Source organism: Bacteroides sp. 90-K9/2 (assembly GCF_047310725.1).
In the GTDB taxonomy this organism is placed as follows: domain Bacteria; phylum Bacteroidota; class Bacteroidia; order Bacteroidales; family Bacteroidaceae; genus Bacteroides; species Bacteroides vicugnae.
Genome location: NZ_JBCGVL010000001.1, coordinates 985,747 through 1,006,559 on the forward strand (window position 1 = coordinate 985,747; position 20,813 = coordinate 1,006,559).

Annotated in this window: 13 protein-coding genes; 10 read left to right on the forward strand and 3 right to left on the reverse strand. The window is 41.0% G+C overall.

Going from position 1 to position 20,813, the window contains the following annotated elements; all coding sequences use genetic code 11:
• Nucleotides 1-12 precede the first annotated feature (12 nt).
• The 4 genes from galB to AAHJ11_RS03875 all read left to right on the forward strand — a co-directional run bounded on the left by galB (nucleotide 13) and on the right by AAHJ11_RS03875 (nucleotide 6,576).
• Nucleotides 13-2,460: a beta-galactosidase GalB gene (gene galB / locus AAHJ11_RS03860; RefSeq protein ID WP_320974222.1), complete on the forward strand. Its 2,448-nt coding sequence runs from the start codon at nucleotides 13-15 to the stop codon at nucleotides 2,458-2,460.
• Between the two features lie 261 nt (nucleotides 2,461-2,721).
• A complete protein-coding gene (locus AAHJ11_RS03865; protein WP_320974221.1) occupies nucleotides 2,722-3,171 on the forward strand; it encodes a nuclear receptor-binding factor 2 in 450 nt (149 codons plus the stop codon).
• Nucleotides 3,172-3,220: 49 nt separating this feature from the next.
• Nucleotides 3,221-5,656: a DUF3160 domain-containing protein gene (locus AAHJ11_RS03870; RefSeq protein WP_320974220.1), complete on the forward strand. Its 2,436-nt coding sequence runs from the start codon at nucleotides 3,221-3,223 to the stop codon at nucleotides 5,654-5,656.
• Nucleotides 5,650-6,576 (forward strand): CapA family protein, encoded by a 927-nt coding sequence (locus AAHJ11_RS03875; protein ID WP_320974219.1) that lies wholly within the window; start codon nucleotides 5,650-5,652, stop codon nucleotides 6,574-6,576. The genes AAHJ11_RS03870 and AAHJ11_RS03875 overlap by 7 nt, the downstream gene beginning before the upstream one ends.
• Nucleotides 6,577-6,669: 93 nt before the next feature.
• Here the strand turns inward: AAHJ11_RS03875 and AAHJ11_RS03880 are convergent, their stop codons facing one another.
• The gene (locus AAHJ11_RS03880; protein ID WP_320974218.1) at nucleotides 6,670-7,356 is read right to left on the reverse strand and encodes a TrkA family potassium uptake protein; all 687 of its coding nucleotides are present in this window, start codon (nucleotides 7,354-7,356) and stop codon (nucleotides 6,670-6,672) included.
• A gap of 4 nt (nucleotides 7,357-7,360) precedes the next feature.
• Complete coding sequence (locus AAHJ11_RS03885; protein WP_148367968.1) at nucleotides 7,361-9,190, reverse strand: TrkH family potassium uptake protein; 1,830 nt, start codon at nucleotides 9,188-9,190, stop codon at nucleotides 7,361-7,363.
• A 132-nt stretch (nucleotides 9,191-9,322) separates the two neighbouring features.
• Here AAHJ11_RS03885 and AAHJ11_RS03890 point away from each other — a divergent pair, with 132 nt between their 5' ends.
• Nucleotides 9,323-10,693, forward strand: coding sequence for a TrpB-like pyridoxal phosphate-dependent enzyme (locus AAHJ11_RS03890; RefSeq protein ID WP_195650169.1), 1,371 nt, complete (start codon nucleotides 9,323-9,325; stop codon nucleotides 10,691-10,693).
• A gap of 132 nt (nucleotides 10,694-10,825) precedes the next feature.
• Here AAHJ11_RS03890 and AAHJ11_RS03895 read toward each other — a convergent pair whose 3' ends face one another.
• Nucleotides 10,826-11,971 (reverse strand): AraC family transcriptional regulator, encoded by a 1,146-nt coding sequence (locus tag AAHJ11_RS03895; RefSeq protein WP_148367970.1) that lies wholly within the window; start codon nucleotides 11,969-11,971, stop codon nucleotides 10,826-10,828.
• Nucleotides 11,972-12,181: 210 nt separating this feature from the next.
• Between AAHJ11_RS03895 and AAHJ11_RS03900 the strand changes: the two genes are divergently transcribed.
• From AAHJ11_RS03900 to AAHJ11_RS03920, 5 genes are all read left to right on the forward strand, one after another.
• A complete protein-coding gene (locus AAHJ11_RS03900) occupies nucleotides 12,182-12,922 on the forward strand; it encodes an anti-sigma factor antagonist (RefSeq protein WP_229128671.1) in 741 nt (246 codons plus the stop codon).
• 11 nt (nucleotides 12,923-12,933) lie between these two features.
• Nucleotides 12,934-13,884 (forward strand): ABC transporter substrate-binding protein, encoded by a 951-nt coding sequence (locus AAHJ11_RS03905; protein WP_148367972.1) that lies wholly within the window; start codon nucleotides 12,934-12,936, stop codon nucleotides 13,882-13,884.
• 13 nt (nucleotides 13,885-13,897) lie between these two features.
• On the forward strand, nucleotides 13,898-15,835 hold the full coding sequence (locus AAHJ11_RS03910; protein WP_148367973.1) for a SpoIIE family protein phosphatase: 1,938 nt from the start codon (nucleotides 13,898-13,900) through the stop codon (nucleotides 15,833-15,835).
• 12 nt (nucleotides 15,836-15,847) lie between these two features.
• Complete coding sequence (locus AAHJ11_RS03915; RefSeq protein WP_004325354.1) at nucleotides 15,848-16,255, forward strand: ATP-binding protein; 408 nt, start codon at nucleotides 15,848-15,850, stop codon at nucleotides 16,253-16,255.
• Nucleotides 16,256-16,352: 97 nt separating this feature from the next.
• Nucleotides 16,353-20,414 carry a two-component regulator propeller domain-containing protein gene (locus tag AAHJ11_RS03920; protein ID WP_148367974.1) on the forward strand — a complete coding sequence of 1,354 codons (4,062 nt, stop codon included), beginning with the start codon at nucleotides 16,353-16,355 and terminating at the stop codon, nucleotides 20,412-20,414.
• The last annotated feature ends 399 nt before the right edge of the window (nucleotides 20,415-20,813 follow it).

The following is a 20,813-nucleotide window of genomic DNA, read 5'->3' on the forward strand; positions in this document are numbered from 1 at the left end:
TGAAAAGCAAAAATGAACATGAAACACCAAAAACAGTTATTAGCTGTACTTTTGATGGGCACCGCTTGCACATTGCAAGCGCAACGCAGTGAGACGCTGCTCGAGAAAAACTGGAAATTCAGTAAAGGAGATTTTAAAGAGGCTAGCCAGCCGGAGTTTAATGACACAAAATGGGAGTCGGTTGTTATTCCACATGACTGGGCGATTTTCGGTCCATTCGATATGAATAATGACCTGCAGAATGTAGCTGTGACACAGAACTTCGAGAAAAAGGCTTCCTTGAAAACAGGACGTACCGGTGGGCTCCCTTATGTAGGCACCGGATGGTATCGAACCAGTTTTGATGCTCCTGCCGATAAGGAGGTGACACTGCTCTTTGATGGCGCCATGAGCGAAGCACGTGTCTATGTAAATGGAAAAGAGGCTTGTTTCTGGCCTTTCGGCTACAACTCTTTCCACTGTAATGTGACGCCCCTAATGAATAAAGACGGAAAGAATAATACGCTGGCCGTACGTTTGGAAAATCGTCCGCAGTCCTCGCGCTGGTATCCGGGAGCAGGTTTGTATCGCAATGTGCATCTGATCGTAACGGAGAAAGTCCATGTGCCCGTATGGGGAACACAAATCACAACTCCTCATGTTAGTAAGGACTTTGCAGCCATACGTCTTCAAACGAAGATTGACAATGCGGATGAGAAAACACAAATCCGTGTAGAGACAGAGATTCTTTCTCCGGACGGAAAAGTGGTTACCAGCAAAGAGAATACGAACCGCATTAATCACGGACAACCATTCGAACAAAACTTTATTGTAAATGCGCCCGAGCTCTGGTCACCGGAAAGTCCGTCGCTCTACAAGGCTGTTTCCAAAATTTACGCAGATGATAAACTGGTGGATACTTACACGACCCGTTTCGGTATCCGCAGCATTGAATATATCGCTGATAAGGGTTTCTATCTGAACGGAAAACATCGCAAATTCCAAGGGGTATGTAATCATCATGATTTAGGTCCGCTGGGTGCCGCTATTAATGTGGCAGCGCTTCGCCATCAACTTACATTGCTGAAAGATATGGGATGTGACGCTATCCGTACTTCTCATAATATGCCGACTCCCGAACTCGTAGCATTGTGTGACGAAATGGGATTTATGATGATGATTGAACCGTTCGATGAATGGGACATCGCCAAGTGTGAAAACGGTTATCACCGTTATTTCAATGAATGGGCGGAACGTGATATGGTGAATATGCTCCATAATTATCGGAATAATCCGTGTGTGATTATGTGGAGTATCGGTAATGAAGTACCGACCCAATGTAGCCCCGTCGGCTATAAAGTGGCTAAATTCCTGCAAGACATTTGCCACCGAGAAGATCCGACACGTCCTGTCACCTGCGGAATGGATCAGGTTACTTGTGTACTTGCGAACGGATTTGCAGCAATGATTGACATTCCGGGACTTAATTACCGTACCCAACGCTATAAAGAATCTTATGACCAACTCCCGCAGAATCTGATTCTGGGTAGTGAGACTGCTTCTACTGTCAGTTCACGTGGGGTATACAAATTCCCGGTAGAGGATAAGAAAAGCGCCAAATATGAAGACCATCAATGTTCCTCTTATGATGTGGAAGCCTGTTCATGGTCAAATATTCCGGATGAGGACTTTGCACTGGCCGACGATAACCATTGGACAATCGGACAATTTGTATGGACAGGATTTGACTATCTGGGCGAGCCATCACCTTATGATACGGATGCATGGCCCAATCACAGTTCCATGTTTGGTATTATCGACCTTGCCAGTCTGCCTAAAGACCGCTATTACTTGTATCGCAGTGTATGGAACAAGGATGCGGAAACCTTGCATATTCTGCCTCACTGGACATGGCCGGGACGTGAAGGTGAAGTGACTCCTATATTTGTATATACCAACTATCCTACAGCCGAACTGTTTATCAACGGTAAAAGTTATGGTAAACAAAGCAAGAATAATAGTTCGTTGAAGAACCGCTATCGTCTGATGTGGATGGATGCTGTATATGAACCGGGAGAAGTAAAAGTAATAGCCTATAACAAAGATGGAAAAGCAGTAGCGGAAAAAGTGGTTCGCACTGCCGGAAAGCCTCATCACATCGAACTGGTCAGCAACCGTAACGAATTGACTGCAGACGGAAAAGACTTAGCGTATGTGACTGTGAAAGTTGTAGACAAAGATGGTAACCTATGCCCTACTGATAATCGTCAGATAAACTTCTCTGCAAAGGGAACCGGTAAATATCGTGCTGCAGCCAATGGCGACCCGACAAATCTGGAACAATTCCATCTTCCGAAGATGCATACTTTCAACGGAATGTTGACAGCTATCATACAAGCTGGTGAAACTGCCGGAGAAATTGTATTTACAGCCAAAGCAAATGGAGTGAAAGCCGGAAATATTCGTATTCAAACGAAATAAGGCATACGCTTTATAATATCTGATAAGCCACCGGATTTCTTAACTAAAGAGAAGTCCGGTGGTTTTCATATATAATATACTGGACTTTTCACTTTTACGAGAAAAGAGGCAAGTAAATACAGGTTAATGTCTATCTTTGCCAAAGAAAACGTTACAGATATGTCGCACAGGATTCACTTCCTTATTTTTACAGGTCTTTTACTGATGTTCTGTTCATGCCGGAAAGAAAACAGGTTTGAATGGCAAGTAAATCAAAGACACATGGAAGTATCTCTGAACAAAGAATCTGATTCGCTCTATGTCATTCATTTGAATACAGACCAACCCTCCCACTCTGTTTGGAAATTGCCTTATCCTGTCTATCAATTTGATTATGGAGATGTTACAGGAGACGGGATGCCGGAAATTATTGTGGGGGTTATCAAGCCTACCCGATTCGATCCCAAACCTGACAAGCGGTTATTCATTTACCGGATTGCAGATGAAGCGTATATCCGCCCACTTTGGTTAGGTTCGAGGGTAGCACAACCTTTGGAAGATTTTAGAGTGATTCGTAAACATACTCCTGTATTGATACGTACCATGGAACGGGAACGAAGTGGAAAATTTCTGATAGCGGAATATGCATGGAGAGGTTTTGGTCTGGATTTTAAGGGATATCTGAAACGCGAGACAGAAGAAAAGGAGGCCAAACGCATTCTTGAACGTTAACGTTAGATACTATCATTTATATATAGTAATTTATAGAATAATGAAAAACATGAGACGACTATTATTACTGTCCTGTACACTAATTCTTATTCTCTGCGGATGCAAGAACAAGAACAAAAACACCTCAACGGCATCGGCACAAGATACTGTTATGACTGCCACCTCATTATTGACCGATACTGTTCTACCTCAATCTATTGATTTGAAGCAGGATATCAGTCGTTACTCTTTTCAGGAGTTACGTTTATTACGTAGTTATCCATACGCTATACATGGTTATCATTTTATGGAAGCGGACATCAATGCTTTCTTCTCGGCCAATACGAAATGGTATAATGATCTTGTCTGGAAGTTATGGGATGAATCGGAGGCAGACGGAGAGAATAAATTTCCGGAAAACTATGATGAAGTCAAACTGACGGCTGAAGAGAAGGCTTTCGTAGAACGCATCGATGCTCGCATGGCAGAAATGCGTCAGCAACAGTTTACTCAACGAGACTCTTATTATTTAGGAAATGCAAATAATATAGTCAACCTGTTCCAATTCAAAGATATAGACGAGGCATTACTAGCCAAGTTGCAACAGAACAACTTTGCCATTACAGAAGGAAGTAACTTACAGTTGTTTCATGCTTACGAAGAAAATGATTATCGCCAAGTGCCCAATTTCATCACCACTGACTTATATTTACAGGCATTTCACATGTATTTCTCTTATGTACTGAAAAGTCTGGAGAAACAACACATCATTCCTACTTTGGAAAGACTATGTCTATCACTCAACGCAACTTGCATAAGCATCTCCCGCCAGACAGAAGACGAATCTCTGAAAGATATGGCAGAATATGCCGCTACTTTTTATGCTATCCCTTATTATTTGCTGACAAAGGAAACGCCCAACCTCCCTGCTAAGTATCAAAAAGCATATCAACAGGAAATAGAACATATTAATGCACAAGAAGATGATTTCTCGGAGTTTCTTTCATACAAAGATGCATACTTCCCATACAGTCTTTTCAAACCACGCGGACATTATACCCGTGAACCCCAATTACAGGCATACTTTCAGGCTATGATGTGGCTTCAAACTGCCTGCTTTTGCAGAGAACAACAAGAACAGCTCAAACAAGCAATCTTTCAGGCTACCGTACTATCTAGTTATAAAGATATGACCAGGACACCACTAATGGAACTATACCAACGCGTCTATACACCACTTACTTTCCTGATGGGTGAGACTGATAATCTTTCTCTTCTCGATATTGTACAGATTCTGAAGAAAAATAAAGCAGAATATACTGAAGATGCATTGACTCCGGTTCAAATAGAAAAGGTGAATCAAGCGCTCATTGAACTGGCAAAAAGCAAGAATAGGATCAAACCTAAAATAGAAATCTCCTGCCGGGACAAAATCAACTTTATGCCACAAAGATATCTGGCAGATAATGAAGTACTTCAGGAATTGGTAGATGTCACCCCAAACAGCAAACGTGCTTATCCGAAAGGATTGGATGTCTTTGCCGCTTTCGGAGTAAACTCCGCCGAGACTTTACTGACTGATTTTTACAAAGAACCGGGCAACTGGAACCAGTATACCGGAGAATTACAAAAACTGAAAGATAAATTCAAAGCTTCCCAGCCTGCACAAGTATCTGTCTACGAATTATGGATGAAAAGTCTGTTCACCATGCAGAAAACGGACAAGAGCCAGCCAGGATTTATGCAAACACCCGAATGGGGATACAAGAACCTGAATACAGCTCTGGCATCTTGGGCTGAATTGAAGCATGACGCGATCCTTTACGGAGAACAGCCCATGGCTGCAGAATGTGGAGGTGCCGGACCTCCTGATCCGATCGTAGTGGGGTATGTAGAACCGAATCTTCCTTTCTGGAAGAAAATGTCAGGGATTCTGCAAGCCACCCAACTGGTTCTGCAACAAAGCAATTGCCTGACGGATGACTTGAAAGGAAAGACAGAGCAGTTGCAGGACTATGTCAGCTTTCTGATTCAAGTAACAGAAAAGGAACTGCGGGGAGAAAAACTGACCGAACAGGAATATCGCACTCTTGAGTATATGGGAAGTAGTATAGAATATTTCACTCTGTCTGTGCTCGATCCGGATTTACATCTGGATAACTGGTCATTAGTGCAAGGTCCGGACAAGTCGATAGCTGTAGTGGCTGATATTTATACACGCAACGTGAGGGGATGTGATAAGAATGGAGTACTGCATGTGGCAACAGGAAATGCCAACAATATCTATGTGATAGTAGAAATAGAGGGTAATCTCTATCTTACCCGTGGTGCCACATTTAGTTACTACGAGTTTGTCCAGCCACTGGATACCCGGCTCACGGACGAAGAGTGGCAGAAAATGCTGGAAGAAAAGAAAGCACCTGCCGTCCCGGAATGGATGAAAAATATCCTGTTGGAGAAAGAACCTAAAGTAGATGACAGAGTTTTTTATAGTTCAGGATGCTAATATCCTTTTCCCGAATTAACCGGATTATAGGTAGTATAGGTCTGTTATTGCTTACTGCCTGCCAGCACCCGTCAGAAGAATGTCTCTCTATCGCTTTCACCGGAGATGTTCTTCTGGACAGAGGGGTACGCCAACAGATTCAACGGGGAGGTGTCGAAGATTTATTTGCGTCGGTAGCTCCTCTCTTTCATCAAATGGACGCTACGGTAATCAACCTGGAATGTCCCGTCACTTCGGTTCGTTCACCACTACACAAGAAATATATCTTTCGCGCGGAACCGAGATGGATGGAAGAATTGGTTAAAGCCGGCATCAGTCATGCGGCTTTAGCGAATAATCATACTATGGATCAGGGGCGAAACGGATTGACAGATACTTATCAGCATCTCTTATCGGCAGGAATCACTCCGATAGGATATGGTAATACTTCTTCCGAGAGTTGCCAACCCGTAGTGATAAAGAAAGGAAAAATTAAAGTAGCACTCTTCAATTCAGTTACACTTCCTTTGGAGAATTGGGTATATTTAGAAAATAATCCCGGTATTTGCCAGCAAACCACGGAAGAAATAGAAGAGGAAATCAAAAACTTCAAGCGAGAGAATCCCGAAAGTTATGTGGTCGTAATTCTCCATTGGGGAATCGAATATCAATCTTCCCCTACTCTGAGCCAAAGAAAGGGAGCACACCGACTCATTCGTGCAGGTGCGGATGCTATCATCGGACATCACCCGCACGTCATTCAGAAAGAGGAATATTTCAATGGTAAGCCTATTTTCTATAGTTTAGGCAACCTCGTGTTCGACCAACGAAAACCGGAAACATCACAAAGCCTGATTGTGCAGCTTAATTTCACCTCTATAGGATATAGTATACAACTTCATCCTGTAACAATTAATAATTGCAAACCGGAATTACAATAATCAGACAAAATCAAAGAGGATAACTGCCAACATTATACTTTACCAACAAATATCATCATCCCTCTATCTTGAAATCTGACTAGATTTTGCACATTAAATAGCTTTCCAGAAAGCTTGGAAATCGCGGTATCTACCGTAACAAACCAGTTCATCTCCTTCTTCTACTTTCTCATTTTCCGATAATTCATTCTTCACATGAAGTTCGGTCAGAGAAATACCCAGGCAATTGGTTATCTTATTTGCCCGTTTCAAGCCTATCATTTTCAGATGAAATTCTTCATCCAGATTTAACTCATTCACAAAATATCCTACAATTTTTTCTGGAACCGTGAACTTCACAACATAATAATCCTGATCAATGCGGAACCCTTCCATGTTTGTGCCGAAATCGAGCAGTTGCACCAGACTACGGGCGGCATCTTCTTCCGGAGTCAGGATTCTTTCAAGATCAAAGGCTTCAAGCACTGCTTTATGTACTGCATCAATAGCACGGGCAAAGATGCGGGGAACCTTTTTCTGCTTCAACAGAGCAACAACACGTATCGATGCACCAAAATTCTCACCAATCGCTACAATCACTATATCCACACTATTCAATGGTAACACTGACAATGATTGTTCGTCAGTGGCATCAATGACAAAAGCTGTAGCAACCTTATCTTTGATTGAATCTATACGACTTTCACTAATATCCGCACCAATAATCTCGTGTCCTAACGCAGACAATTCCTCGGCCAACACATGACCGTAATTTCCTAAACCGATAATAATATACTTCATATCTTTAGTTTATTATAATGTTATCACTCGGATAACGGTATTTTGTATTCTTTTTCTGTTTTACAATTCCCAACATCAATGTTATCAATCCCACACGTCCGATAAACATCAACAAGGATACCAACAACTTACTGGCATCACACAAATGAGGGGTCAGATTCAGACTGGATCCCACAGTACTAAGTGCAGAGACACATTCGAAAGTCAATGCCATGATGGAAACACCCGGTTCGAGTATGCTCAATGTGAAAATAAAGATGAATAACACTCCCAATGACATGACTACTGTTGCATTGGAACGCCGGATTGAATCGTAAGACAATTCCCTGCCGAACACTTCTACCCGTTCAGTACCACGCAATACGGCTACAAGATTCAGAACCACGACCGCAAAAGCATTCACTTTCACACCACCTGCCGTAGATTGTGAACCACCGCCAACCCACATCAAGAATAGATAAACCAATAAAGTCTGCACGCTCAACGATGCCAGATCGACACTACTGAAACCGGCTGTTCGCGGACAAGTGGCATTAAAGAAGGCTTGAGTCCATTTGTCTGCCAAAGGCATACCGGCAAAGGAAGCATTCCACTCAAAAGCAGCAATAGCTAATGTACCGATTAATAAAAGCAGGAAAGTCATGATTAGCACAATTTTCGTATTCAGGTTATAGAGATGCTGCATTTTGTGACGATCCAGTTTACGTGTACAGACCAATTTCCAGAAACGACGCAGGTGATACAATACAATATCCTTGAAATTGACAAGAATGGGGAAGCCAATCCCCCCGAAGATTATCAGTAAAGAAACAGAAATAAACAGTCCATTATGATTGGTCATCACCATCGGATTCCCTAAATTACCGGAAAGTGTAGAAAAGCCTGCATTACAAAAAGCTGATATAGAATGGAAAGCAGCAAAACCTAACTCCCCTTCCAAAGTCATTCCCAACGTACCGTGAATACTAAACCAAATCGAGGCCATGCCAATCCCTTCAATCACTAAAGTAAAACCTAATATATATAGTAAGGTAGACAGTAATGAGCCTAACGAATTGGAACTAACCATATCACGCACAACGAGCTGATTGTAAATGGAAGTGTTCCCCATGAAGAACATGGCAAAGAAGCTGGTTAATGTCATCACTCCTAATCCGCCGATCTGAATCAATAGAATTATGACAACTAATCCGGAAGTGGTGAATGTTGTAGATACATCTACCGGAACCAACCCTGTAACACATACGGCACTGGTAGCCGTAAATAAAGAGTCCACCCAAGTAATGCCATTCACCGTGCAGCGCGGAAGCATCAACAAGCCTGCTCCAATCAGGATAATAGCCATAAAACTGACTGCCAATATCAAGGACGGATTGGTACGCCGTCCCAACAGGCGCACCAGCCCATTGGACAAGTTGAGGAAGGAAAGGACTAATAGCAACAGGAGATGATAAAACTTCCCATGCAGGAATTCCCAAATCTGCAAAATAGCTCCTTCTTCTTCCGGACGGTGAAAAATGACGGGTATTAGAGTGAGATATAACAATCCGCTTAATATCCAGGCCAATCGCCGGTATTGTTTTTTAGTATTCCGGTATTCCAGTGAGATATGTAAAGTTACATCAATCAGAAAGATGATCCAGACTGTTTTATACAATGTCTGCAAATTCGCCACTTCATCTATGGATAAGGGAAAGCCGTGTTCATATACTACTCCGACAATCAACAACAGAGATGCCAGATAGGTGAGTGCTTCTACCAGCCCCAACAAGATACGTACATAGGGTTTTAGCAGTTTATTCTGATACAATAAAAACTTATGATAAATCTTCATATCATCTTTTTTAACAGGGTCGTGCAAACTTAAGTAAAATAACAATTAGAACCGATTCTTTGTTGACAAAATTTTCTGAATATTAAAAATTTGAGTACTTTTGGCAACAAGAAACTAAAAAACTACAATATTATGAGTGAAAAAAGAAAACGGTATATTTTACCCGAAGAAGAAATTCCACACTACTGGTACAACATTCAGGCTGATATGGTAAACAAACCTATGCCTCCGTTACATCCGGGAACCAAACAACCACTGAAAGCGGAAGACTTGTATCCGATTTTCGCTAAGGAACTGTGTCATCAGGAACTGAATCAGACCGATGCATGGATCGAAATACCGGAAGAAGTGCGCGAAATGTATAAATACTATCGCAGTACTCCGCTAGTTCGTGCTTACGGATTGGAAAAAGCACTCGGTACTCCGGCTCATATCTATTTTAAGAATGAGAGTGTCAGCCCTATCGGTTCACATAAGTTGAACTCTGCATTGGCACAGGCTTATTATTGCAAAGAAGAAGGGGTGACCAACATCACCACTGAAACCGGTGCCGGACAATGGGGAGCCGCTCTTTCTTATGCAGCTAAGGTTTTCGGTTTGGAAGCTGCTGTTTATCAGGTAAAAATCAGTTATGAACAGAAACCGTACCGCCGTAGCATTATGCAGACTTTCGGAGCACAGGTAACCCCTTCTCCATCCATGTCTACCCGTGCCGGTAAGGATATTCTAACTAAACATCCCACTTATCAGGGTTCGTTGGGAACAGCTATTTCGGAAGCTATCGAACTGGCACAAATGACTCCCAACTGTAAATATACGCTCGGTTCTGTACTTAGCCATGTTACTCTTCACCAGACTATTATCGGACTGGAAGCTGAAAAACAGATGGAAATGGCAGGTGAATATCCGGATATCGTAATCGGTTGTTTCGGAGGTGGTTCCAATTTCGGAGGTATCTCTTTCCCATTCATGCGTCACACGATACAGGCAGGAAAAAAGACTCGTTTTGTTGCTGCCGAACCTGCTTCTTGCCCGAAACTGACACGTGGTAAGTTCCAGTATGACTTCGGTGATGAAGCCGGATATACTCCGTTGCTACCGATGTTTACCCTGGGACACAATTTTGCTCCGGCCCATATTCATGCCGGTGGTCTTCGTTATCATGGTGCAGGTGTCATCGTTTCACAGTTGCTCAAGGACAATCTGATGGAGGCAGTAGATATACAGCAATTGGAATCTTTCGAAGCAGGTTGTCTGTTTGCACAGTCTGAAGGTATTATTCCGGCTCCAGAGTCCAGCCACGCTATTGCAGCGGCTATCCGCGAAGCTAACAAATGCAAGGAGACAGGAGAAGAAAAAGTAATCCTGTTTAATCTTTCCGGACATGGCCTGATTGATATGGCTTCTTATGATAAGTATTTGGCCGGTGACTTGGTAAACTATTCATTGACTGATGATGATATTCAGAAGAATTTAGACGAAATAGGAGATTTAGCTAAATAAATAACCTGTTAGTTTCAAGTTTCACCACAGATTACATAAAAGAAACATTGATTCTGCATTGATAATCTTTGAATTACAATCAAATCCGTGCTAATTCTATGATCTGTGGTGATTCTTTTCCCACACTCCTTATTAATTTTCTCTATTGAGCATCTCCATATATTCACTGGGAGACATTTTTTCCACACTCGCAAAATAACGGTAAAAACTGGAACGGGAGGTAAAGCCGCTCAAAAACATTAATTCCTTTACTGTAAGGTCTTTTTTCAGCTGTGCCTGTTCTTTAAAATACTGCAAACGGTAGAAATTAATATAATCTCTGAAACCGGAAAAGCCATCATAATGAAGAGCCTTATTGAGTCTGTTTTCATTCGTATTCAAATCATTCAAGAAATCCTGTAAGGAATATAGAGGATTAGTAAACGATTTACTATGTTTCATAAGACTTTGCATCTGATTGGATAGTTCAAGAACGACAGGTGAAACTGCAATTTCCCGAATGGCTTCTATTTCTTCCATCTCCAACTCTTCTACAGGCTGGGGAGGTAAAGAAAGCGGATTCTCATTACGCAAATATAGTATATTTAAAAAAAGGACGGGAAGGATTACAATATAACCGAACACGTTAAAGCATAATCCACTAGTACCCAGCATCAGCCAAATATAGCCGGACATGATGATAGCAAAACACATCATATAAATCGACATTGCCTTACTCTGTTTACGTCGGACTGGGATCCATCGTCTCATATATGGAAAGAGGAAATTTACGGAAGGAGTAATTACACTGATTATAAACAGCATCAGCCTTACCCGTACATCCTGTTCTCCAATATTCTCCCGAATGGAGGCAAAAGATTTTAGAGTAGTATAGTGACCGTTGAAAAACTCATAACAACAAGCTATACATGTGATCAGCAAAATAGGAATACATAAACTGACGACTCTTGAAAAAGTCATCCATCCCGGTTTCAATGAGGCTATAGGAAAAATAGAAAAGAATTGAAAAAAGACAATCACCCGGACAATATGCCATATCGAAAGATGATTCATCGGAACTTCAGTAAAACGCGGAATCGTCTCCTCACCTCCTCTACTGAAAATCCACATCCATTCCAGATTATCACACAAAAGAAGAAGGGACAGAGTGATAGCCAATACTCCCCATGCTTTTGTAAGTCCATTATTGTCTGAAGAACGTGAATAAACAAGTATTCCCAATACCAAGCCCACAATATCCAGCAACAATTCAATGCAGAGAACAATTACGTTTACCATGTTTTTTTGTTTTGAGCGACAAAAGTAGTCTTTTCGCGAAAAGAACGGGAGCATCCCACTTGCAAAAAGCGTCCCAATATAGGGAGATTAGCTAAAATGGGAACTATTTGGGGGTAATATATTTCAGACTTTTCACCTTTACTAATACTTTTGTGGCAGCATTCACCCCAAACAAGAATAAATTATAATATGACGCGCTACTTAAAGAATATGGAAAAGGAAATCACTATCGAAAATCAGGTAGAGGAAATTGCAATAATTGCCCAATTCATCGAAGAATTAGGCATATCATTACATTTACCTTCCGGCATTACAATGAGTCTCAATCTTGCTATTGAAGAAGCAATAAGCAATATTATCCATCACGGTTACCCTCAAAATCAAAAAGGTGAAATCATATTGAAAACTTCCGTGGCACCCGGACTACTGATTGCCCAAATTATTGACGATGGTATTTCATTCGATCCCACAAAATCTGAAAATGAAGCATCAGGAGATGCACTATCTCTGGAACAGCAACTGACACAAGGTTTGGGGCTCTTTCTGATTCGCCGCACCATGGATAAAGTAGAATATCATTCGACGGACAGCCAAAACGAACTAATCCTGACTAAAAAAATAGACATGGATTTCAAACCGGAAGCAACTCTTAAAACGAACTTATGTAAAATAGAGGAAGTTATCATACTCACTGTTGAAGGACGATTGGACACTGCCAATACGAACGAATTCAATGCTCTCATCCAACCTCTGCTAAGCATTCAGAATCCTAATATAATAATCAACTGCGAAGGATTACTATATATCAGCAGTTCCGGTTTAAGAAGTCTGATAACCCTCCAGAAAAGTGTAAAGCAACACAGCGGACAACTTGTATTGGAAGCTATGCGTCCGGAAATACGGAAAATATTCGATATGACAGGCTGTTCCGGCCTTTTTATCATTCGTTAATCCCACTTATAATGAGAAAAGCATCTATTATTTGCTGTATCTTGCTATCTCTGTTCTTTCTGACAGAACCGGTGAATGCGCAGTCGATTAACCTCACACCTAAATGGACGGCACAAGCACAATTTGCAGGCTATTACGTAGCTGACAAACTAGGATTCTACAAGGAAGAAGGACTTGACGTACACGTAGTACATCCTTCGCTTTCGGCAAGCTCTTTTTCTTTCCTGCAGAAAGGATATTCGCAAGCGGTAGTTATGAACCTATCGTATGCCCTGACTGAATATTTTGCAGGTGCGCAGGTAGTCAATATCTTACAAACCTCACAGGAAAACAGCCTGATGCTTGTCAGTCGTTCACCACTCAAGGGTATTTCATCTTTGCAACATAAGAAAATAGGGGTATGGAATCATCTTAGTCAAGAACTACTGGATCAAATAGCCAACAAATATCAACTGCAGGTGGAATGGATACGTTTCAATGGGGGAGTCAACATTTTCCTATCAAAAGCTGTGGATATTTGCCTCGTAGGAAGCTACAATGAGTTTCTACAACTGATTGAAGCCGGCATCAAGACGGATTCTATTCATATCATGCGTTTCTCGGATTATGGATATAACCTGCCGGAGGACGGACTTTATGTTAGCAGAGAATTCTATCAGAAATATCCTCAAGCAGTACAGAAATTAGCCCGTGCCAGCATGCGTGGCTGGGAATGGGCAAATGAACACCGCGAACAAACATTGGACATCGTAATGGAACAAGTGCATCAACACAACATAGGAACCAACCGGTATCACCAACGTAAAATGTTGGATGAGATACTAAGGTTACAAACAAACAAGAAGAGCGGGCAACGTCCCTATCGGCTAAGCCGGGAAGAGTTTAATCTGGCAACAAGTATTTTGTTGCCGGATCAAACTCAAAATTCCAATGATATCCGTTATGAAAATTTTGTAAAATAATAGACATTCATTCATGAAACACACATTCTCCCATTCTTTTGCAACCCGGCTAAGTATCTACGTACTATCTTTTACGTTAATTATCTTTGCTACTATCATGGCGTTATTTTATTATTATAGCCAACAGAAAGTAACGGGCTTTGCAATCGAACACACTCATGGACTATTAAGTAACATTGCTACAGAAATCAGCGGTCAGCTACTGTCTGTTGAGACGACTGTCAACCAATCTGTCTGGGTCTTGGAAAAGAATATTGATCACCCGGACTCTTTACACAATATTATAGAATCTGTTGTAAGAAACAATCAGTTCATCGTCGGAAGCGGCATAGCTTTTGTTCCCGACTATTATAAGGAAAAAGGGAAATATTTCATGCCTTATGCTTCTTTTAAGGATGAAATAAATGGAGAAATAACCTATCAGGTATTGGGCAGTCAGAATTATGACTATCCATGCATGGATTGGTATCTTATTCCCCAGTTACTTAAACAACCTTATTGGAGTGAGCCTTACTATGACGACGGAGGGGGAAACTTCATCATGAGTACTTATGCCAAACCTCTGTTTGACAGCAAAGGGGAACTATATGCAGTTTTCACTGCCAATATATCCCTGACACAATTCACTGATACAATCAGTCTACTGAAGCCTTATCCTTCCAGCTACACCTATTTAATTAGCCGTAACGGAAGCTTTCTGACTCACATGGACCGAAGCAAGATCATGAATGAAACGATATTCTCCGAAGCTTTCGCCAAAGAAAATCTAGCACAGGAACAGATCGGACACGAAATGCTGGCAGGACATACCGGAACTATGCGCTTCAATAATAAAGGAGTCGACTCGTATGCATTTTACACAACCATTCCTCAAATAGGATGGTCGGTATGTACTGTTTGTCCAAGCCAGATTATTCTTCAGGAATTGGATAACACCTCACGGAAAATCATCTATACCTTTATGGTTGGTATGATAGCTTTATTTCTAATCATATACAGCATTATCCGACGCCTTGTCAGTCCACTGGAGAAATTCTCCGAATCAGCCCGGGAAATTGCGACCGGACGGTTTGATGTTATCCTGCCGGAAGTACATTCCAAAGATGAAATAAAGGATTTACATGATTCACTTGTCTTCATGCAACACTCTTTATCTACCTACGTAGGTGAACTAAGAGATACCACTGCCAGCAAAGAACGGATTGAAAGCGAGCTTTCCATAGCACGGGAAATTCAAATGGGGATGCTTCCTAAGATATTCCCTCCTTATCCCGAACGCAATGATGTAGATTTACATGCTATACTCCATCCCGCCAAAGAAGTAGGTGGAGACCTTTATGATTTCTATATGGATGGCAATCACCTCTACTTTTTAATCGGAGATGTTTCGGGGAAAGGAGTGCCCGCCTCTCTATTTATGGCTATCACCCGTAGTTTATTCCGCACCTTGTCACAACAGGTACTTTCGCCGGCTAAGATTGTGACGGATATGAACAACTCGATTTCTGATAATAACGAATCCAACATGTTTGTTACGCTTATTGTCGGAATCCTTGATTTGGAAACAGGTAAACTGAAACTGTGTAATGCCGGACATAATCCTCCCATATTGATTCGTCCGGACGGACAGGTTTCTTTCCTTGAATTCAAAACACAGATATTTGTCGGTGTCATTGAAGAATTTGCCTATACCGAAGATGAAACAACATTGGAGAAAGGAAGTAAACTGTTCCTCTACACCGATGGAGTGACAGAAGCTGAAAATACAGACAAAGAACTATATGGAGACGAAAAGTTATTGAAAACATTGTCTGATAATAGCACGTCTGATGTACGCACCACTGTTAATGGTATAGTGGACTCTATAGCAGAGCATGTCAAAGAAGCAGAAGCCAGCGATGACTTGACTATTTTACTTATTCAATATGAACCCGGGACAACAAACAATTAAGCACATATCATTATGGAAAGAGAAATAAAGATCTCAAACGATTTAAATGAAATTTCAGTTTTAGCCAGTTTCATCGAAGAACTGGGAGAGGAACTTTCTTTGTCATTTGAAACGACAATGAATATTAATCTGGCATTGGAAGAGGCCGTAGCCAATATAATTATGTATGCCTATCCGACTCAAGAACAACACACCATCCTATTAAGAGTAACTTACAGCGAAAAACAACTCGTTTTCCTATTAACGGACAAAGGAGCCTCTTTTGATCCGACACAAGTAGACGAGGTAGATGTTACGCTTTCTTTGGAGGAACGTCCAATCGGGGGGCTGGGAATATTCCTTATACGAAGCATTATGAACGAAATATCATACCAACGTATCGACAATGAGAATCACCTCATTATGAAAAAAGACATTTAACGCGGGGCGGAAAGATTGTATAGTTTTCCGGTCAATTCATGGGGTATATCAAAGATTTCACTATCTTTGATGCCATTATTAATCTTATGAACTAATAATGAGCAGCCTTAACAAAATAACAATCTGTCTACTTTTTCTATGTGCAGGAGTTAATTATGCTTTTTCTGATATTCCGGAGCAAATCAACTTCTCCTATATCTCTATTAATGAAGGATTGTCACAAAGTACCGTATTCTCTATCGATCAGGACCAACGAGGCAATATGTGGTTCGCAACTTATGACGGAGTAAACAAGTACGATGGGTATTCATTTACAGTTTATCAGCATAATGAAGATGATCCGAACAGTATCGCTAATGATATTTCCCGAATCGTAAAGACCGACAGTCAGGGACGGGTTTGGATCGGTACACGGGATGGTTTGTCATATTATGACGAAGAGAAAGACAAGTTCAGGAATTTCTTCTATGAGAAAAAAGGCAAGAAACAGCAAATCAATGGTATTGCAGAAATCTCGCCTGAGCAGTTGCTTATAAGTACACAGGAAGGTCTGACTATGTTCGATATTAAAGAATCACGATTCGTTGATGATTCTTTTAGCACAGCCATGCATAAGATAGTGGCTTCTGCTCTTTACCGGAATGGTGATATTATCTATATCGGTACCCCTGTTGACGGGCTTTACAGCTATTCCATTCCCCAAAAGAAACTGGAGAAAATTAGTCCGATAACAGGAACTAAACAGATTCAGGCCATTTTACAGCAATCCCCTACCCGCATCTGGATAGCTACCGAAGGAGCCGGTCTACTTCTACTCAATCCGAAAACGCAAGAAGTAAAAGCTTATCATCATTCTTCTTCCAATCCTAAAAGTATCAGTTCCAATTATATCCGTTCCCTGGCACTGGATTCGCAAAATCGCCTATGGATAGGAACATTCAATGATTTAAACATTTATCATGAAGCAAACGATTCTTTCGTTTCTTATAGCAGCAGTCCGGTAGAAAGCGGGAGTCTGTCACAGCGTTCGGTCCGCAGTATCTTTATGGATTCGCAGGGCGGAATGTGGCTTGGAACATATTTCGGAGGACTAAATTATTATCATCCGATCCGCAACAGATTCAAGAATATTCAGCGTATTCCATATAAGAATTCTTTAAGTGACAATGTAGTCAGTTGCATTACCGAAGATAAGAATAAGAACTTATGGATAGGAACGAATGATGGTGGATTGAATCTATATAACCCAAAGACACAACAATTTACACACTATATTCTACAGGAAGACGAACGGGAAATCGGTATTGGTTCCAACAATATCAAAGCTGTATATGTAGATGAACAAAAATCACTTGTATATATAGGAACACATGCGGGTGGTCTGACTGTTCTCCACCGTAACAGTGGACAAATGGAAAGTTTCAATCAGCTGAATAGCCAGTTGGTCAATGAAAATGTATATGCCATTCTTCCTGACAAGGAGGGTAGTATTTTATTAGGAACTTTAAGTGCGCTGGTTAGTTTTAATCCGGAGAAACGGAGCTTTACCACTATAGATAAAGAAAAAGACGGTACGCCATTTACTTCACAACGAATCACAATCCTGTTCAGAGATTCCCGTAAACGTCTTTGGATCGGTGGCGAAGAAGGTATATCAGTCTTTCAGCAGGAAGGGATCGAAATAGAAAAAGCTCCTATTCTTCCGGAATCATCTGTAACAAAGATGTTTACCAATTGCATTTATGAAGCTGCCAATGGCATCATTTGGGTAGGTACGCGTGAAGGTTTCTACAGTTTTAATGAAAAAGAGAAGAAAATCAAACGATATACAACAGCTAACGGTTTACCCAATAATGTGGTCTACGGTATTCTGGAAGATACCTTCGGGCGTCTCTGGGTAAGCACCAACCGCGGTATCTCCTGTTTCAATCCGGAGACAGAGAAGTTCCGTAATTTTACGGAATCCGACGGGTTGCAGAGTAATCAGTTTAATACTTCTTCATTCTGCCGCACCTCTAATGGGCAAATGTACTTCGGGGGTATCAACGGTATCACAACTTTCCGCCCGGAACTCCTACTGGACAACCCTTACACTCCTCCGGTAGTTATCACTAAACTTCAACTGTTTAACAAGACAGTCCGTCCGGATGATGAAACCGGTATCCTGACTAAGAATATCAATGAAACAGAAAGTATCACGCTAAAATCATGGCAAACAGCTTTCACTATTGAATTTGTGGTATCCAACTATATTTCAGGTCAACACAATACTTTCGCTTATAAATTGGAAGGATATGATAAAGAGTGGTATTATCTGACAGACAAACGTACTGTCTCCTACTCCAACTTGCCGCAAGGTACTTATCATTTTCTGGTGAAAGCAGCTAATAGTGACGGAAAATGGAATACCGTACCTACAATGTTGGAAATCATAGTTCTCCCTATATGGTACAAGACTTGGTGGGCAATCATGCTTTTCCTTGCTGTTTTTATCGGCTTTATCACTTTCGTCTTCCGCTTCTTCTGGATGCGGAAGAGCATGGAGGCAAAACTGGAGCTCGAGCGCAAAGACAAGGAGCATCAAGAAGAAATCAACCAGATGAAGATGCGCTTCTTCATCAATATTTCCCATGAACTTCGTACGCCGTTGACTCTTATCTTGGCTCCTTTACAAGAAATAATCAATAAGATCAGTGACCGTTGGACTCGTAATCAACTGGAATATATCCAACGTAATGCTAATCGTCTGCTACATCTTGTGAACCAACTGATGGATTATCGCCGAGCCGAATTGGGAGTTTTCGAGTTGAAAGTTAAGAAAGAGAATGCGCATCAACTAATACAAGATAATTTCTTGTTCTATGATAAACTGGCACGCCACAAAAAGATTACTTATACTCTCCATTCTGAATTGGAAGATAAAGAGGAACTTTTTGATCCTAATTATCTGGAACTGATTGTTAATAACCTGCTTTCAAATGCTTTCAAATATACGGAAAGCGGTCAAAGCATCACTGTGACATTGAAAGAGGAGAATAATTGGCTGGTACTGCAGGTTAGTGACACCGGCATCGGCATTCCTATCAACAAACAGGGAAAAATATTCGAACGTTTTTATCAGATAGAGAGTGAGCACGTAGGAAGTGGTATCGGTCTTTCATTGGTACAACGTCTGGTAGAATTACACCATGGCCGTATCGAATTGGACAGTGAAGAGGGCAAAGGCAGCACTTTCTCTGTTTATCTGCCACAAGACATAAATACCTATAAGTCCTCCGAACTGGCTTCTAATGACAGTCTGAATGAGGAAGGTCAGGTATATTCCACCAATTCGAAAGAAATGTATTTCATTGATACGGAAAAGATCGAAAGCGAAACGATCGAAGCCGGTGACAAGAAGCGTGGCACTATTCTTATTGTAGAGGACAATAATGAAATCCGCCATTATCTTAGTAGCGGACTTGCCGAACTTTTCAATACGCTGGAAGCCGGGAATGGTGAAGAAGCTTTGGAAAAACTGAAAGACAATGAAGTTGACATCATTGTAACTGATGTCATGATGCCTGTGATGGATGGTATTAAATTATGTAAGAATGTGAAGCAAAATATCCGTACCTGTCATATTCCCGTGATTATCCTGTCTGCTAAAAGCGAAGTCAAAGACCAGATGGAAGGTCTGCAAATGGGTGCGGATGATTATATCCCGAAACCATTCTCGCTGGCTATCCTGACTACGAAGATACAGAATATGATGCGTACCCGCAGACGTATGCTTGAACGGTATTCTAAATCTCTGGAAGTGGAACCGGAAAAGATTACGTTTAACGCCATGGATGAAGCCTTACTGAAACGTGCCGTAGCCATTGTAGAAAAAAATATGGATAATATTGAATTCTCTACTGACGAGTTTGCCAGAGAAATGAACATGAGCCGTTCTAATCTACATCTCAAATTGAAAGCTATTACAGGCGAATCGACTATTGACTTTATACGAAAGATCCGTTTCAATGAAGCGGCCAAATTATTAAAAGATGGTCGCTACACGATAGCAGAAGTTAGCACAATGGTAGGTTTCAATACACCTTCTTACTTTGCTACGAGTTTCAAGAAGTATTTCGGATGTTTGCCTACGGAGTATATCAAGAAAGCAAAAGGATAATTCCAGAGAAATCATAAATCCATAACCTGCCACATTATTGTATTTATTCTAAGTATTATAGGGGGAAATATAAAAATGTGGCAGAACTAAAAATCAGCTATTTAACCCTAAAAATAGAGTAAAATAAAGATTAGTTTACAAAAAAGAACAGGATGATTTTGCTTTTTTCCGAAAGAAAACTGCATTTTGCATATAATACTTTATTTATCAATCCATTATCCAAGAATTCCGTCTATTGCTTTCATTAGTGAACTGCAGTTGTGCAACCATCAAGTTACACTTGTCCATCTAAGTAGATACACAACTGCAACCAGCGAGTTGTCTAACTGTAACTGACTAAACTAATTAAAAGAAGTTACTAAAAAGATAGCATGATTTATAAAATTCAATTAGATGAAA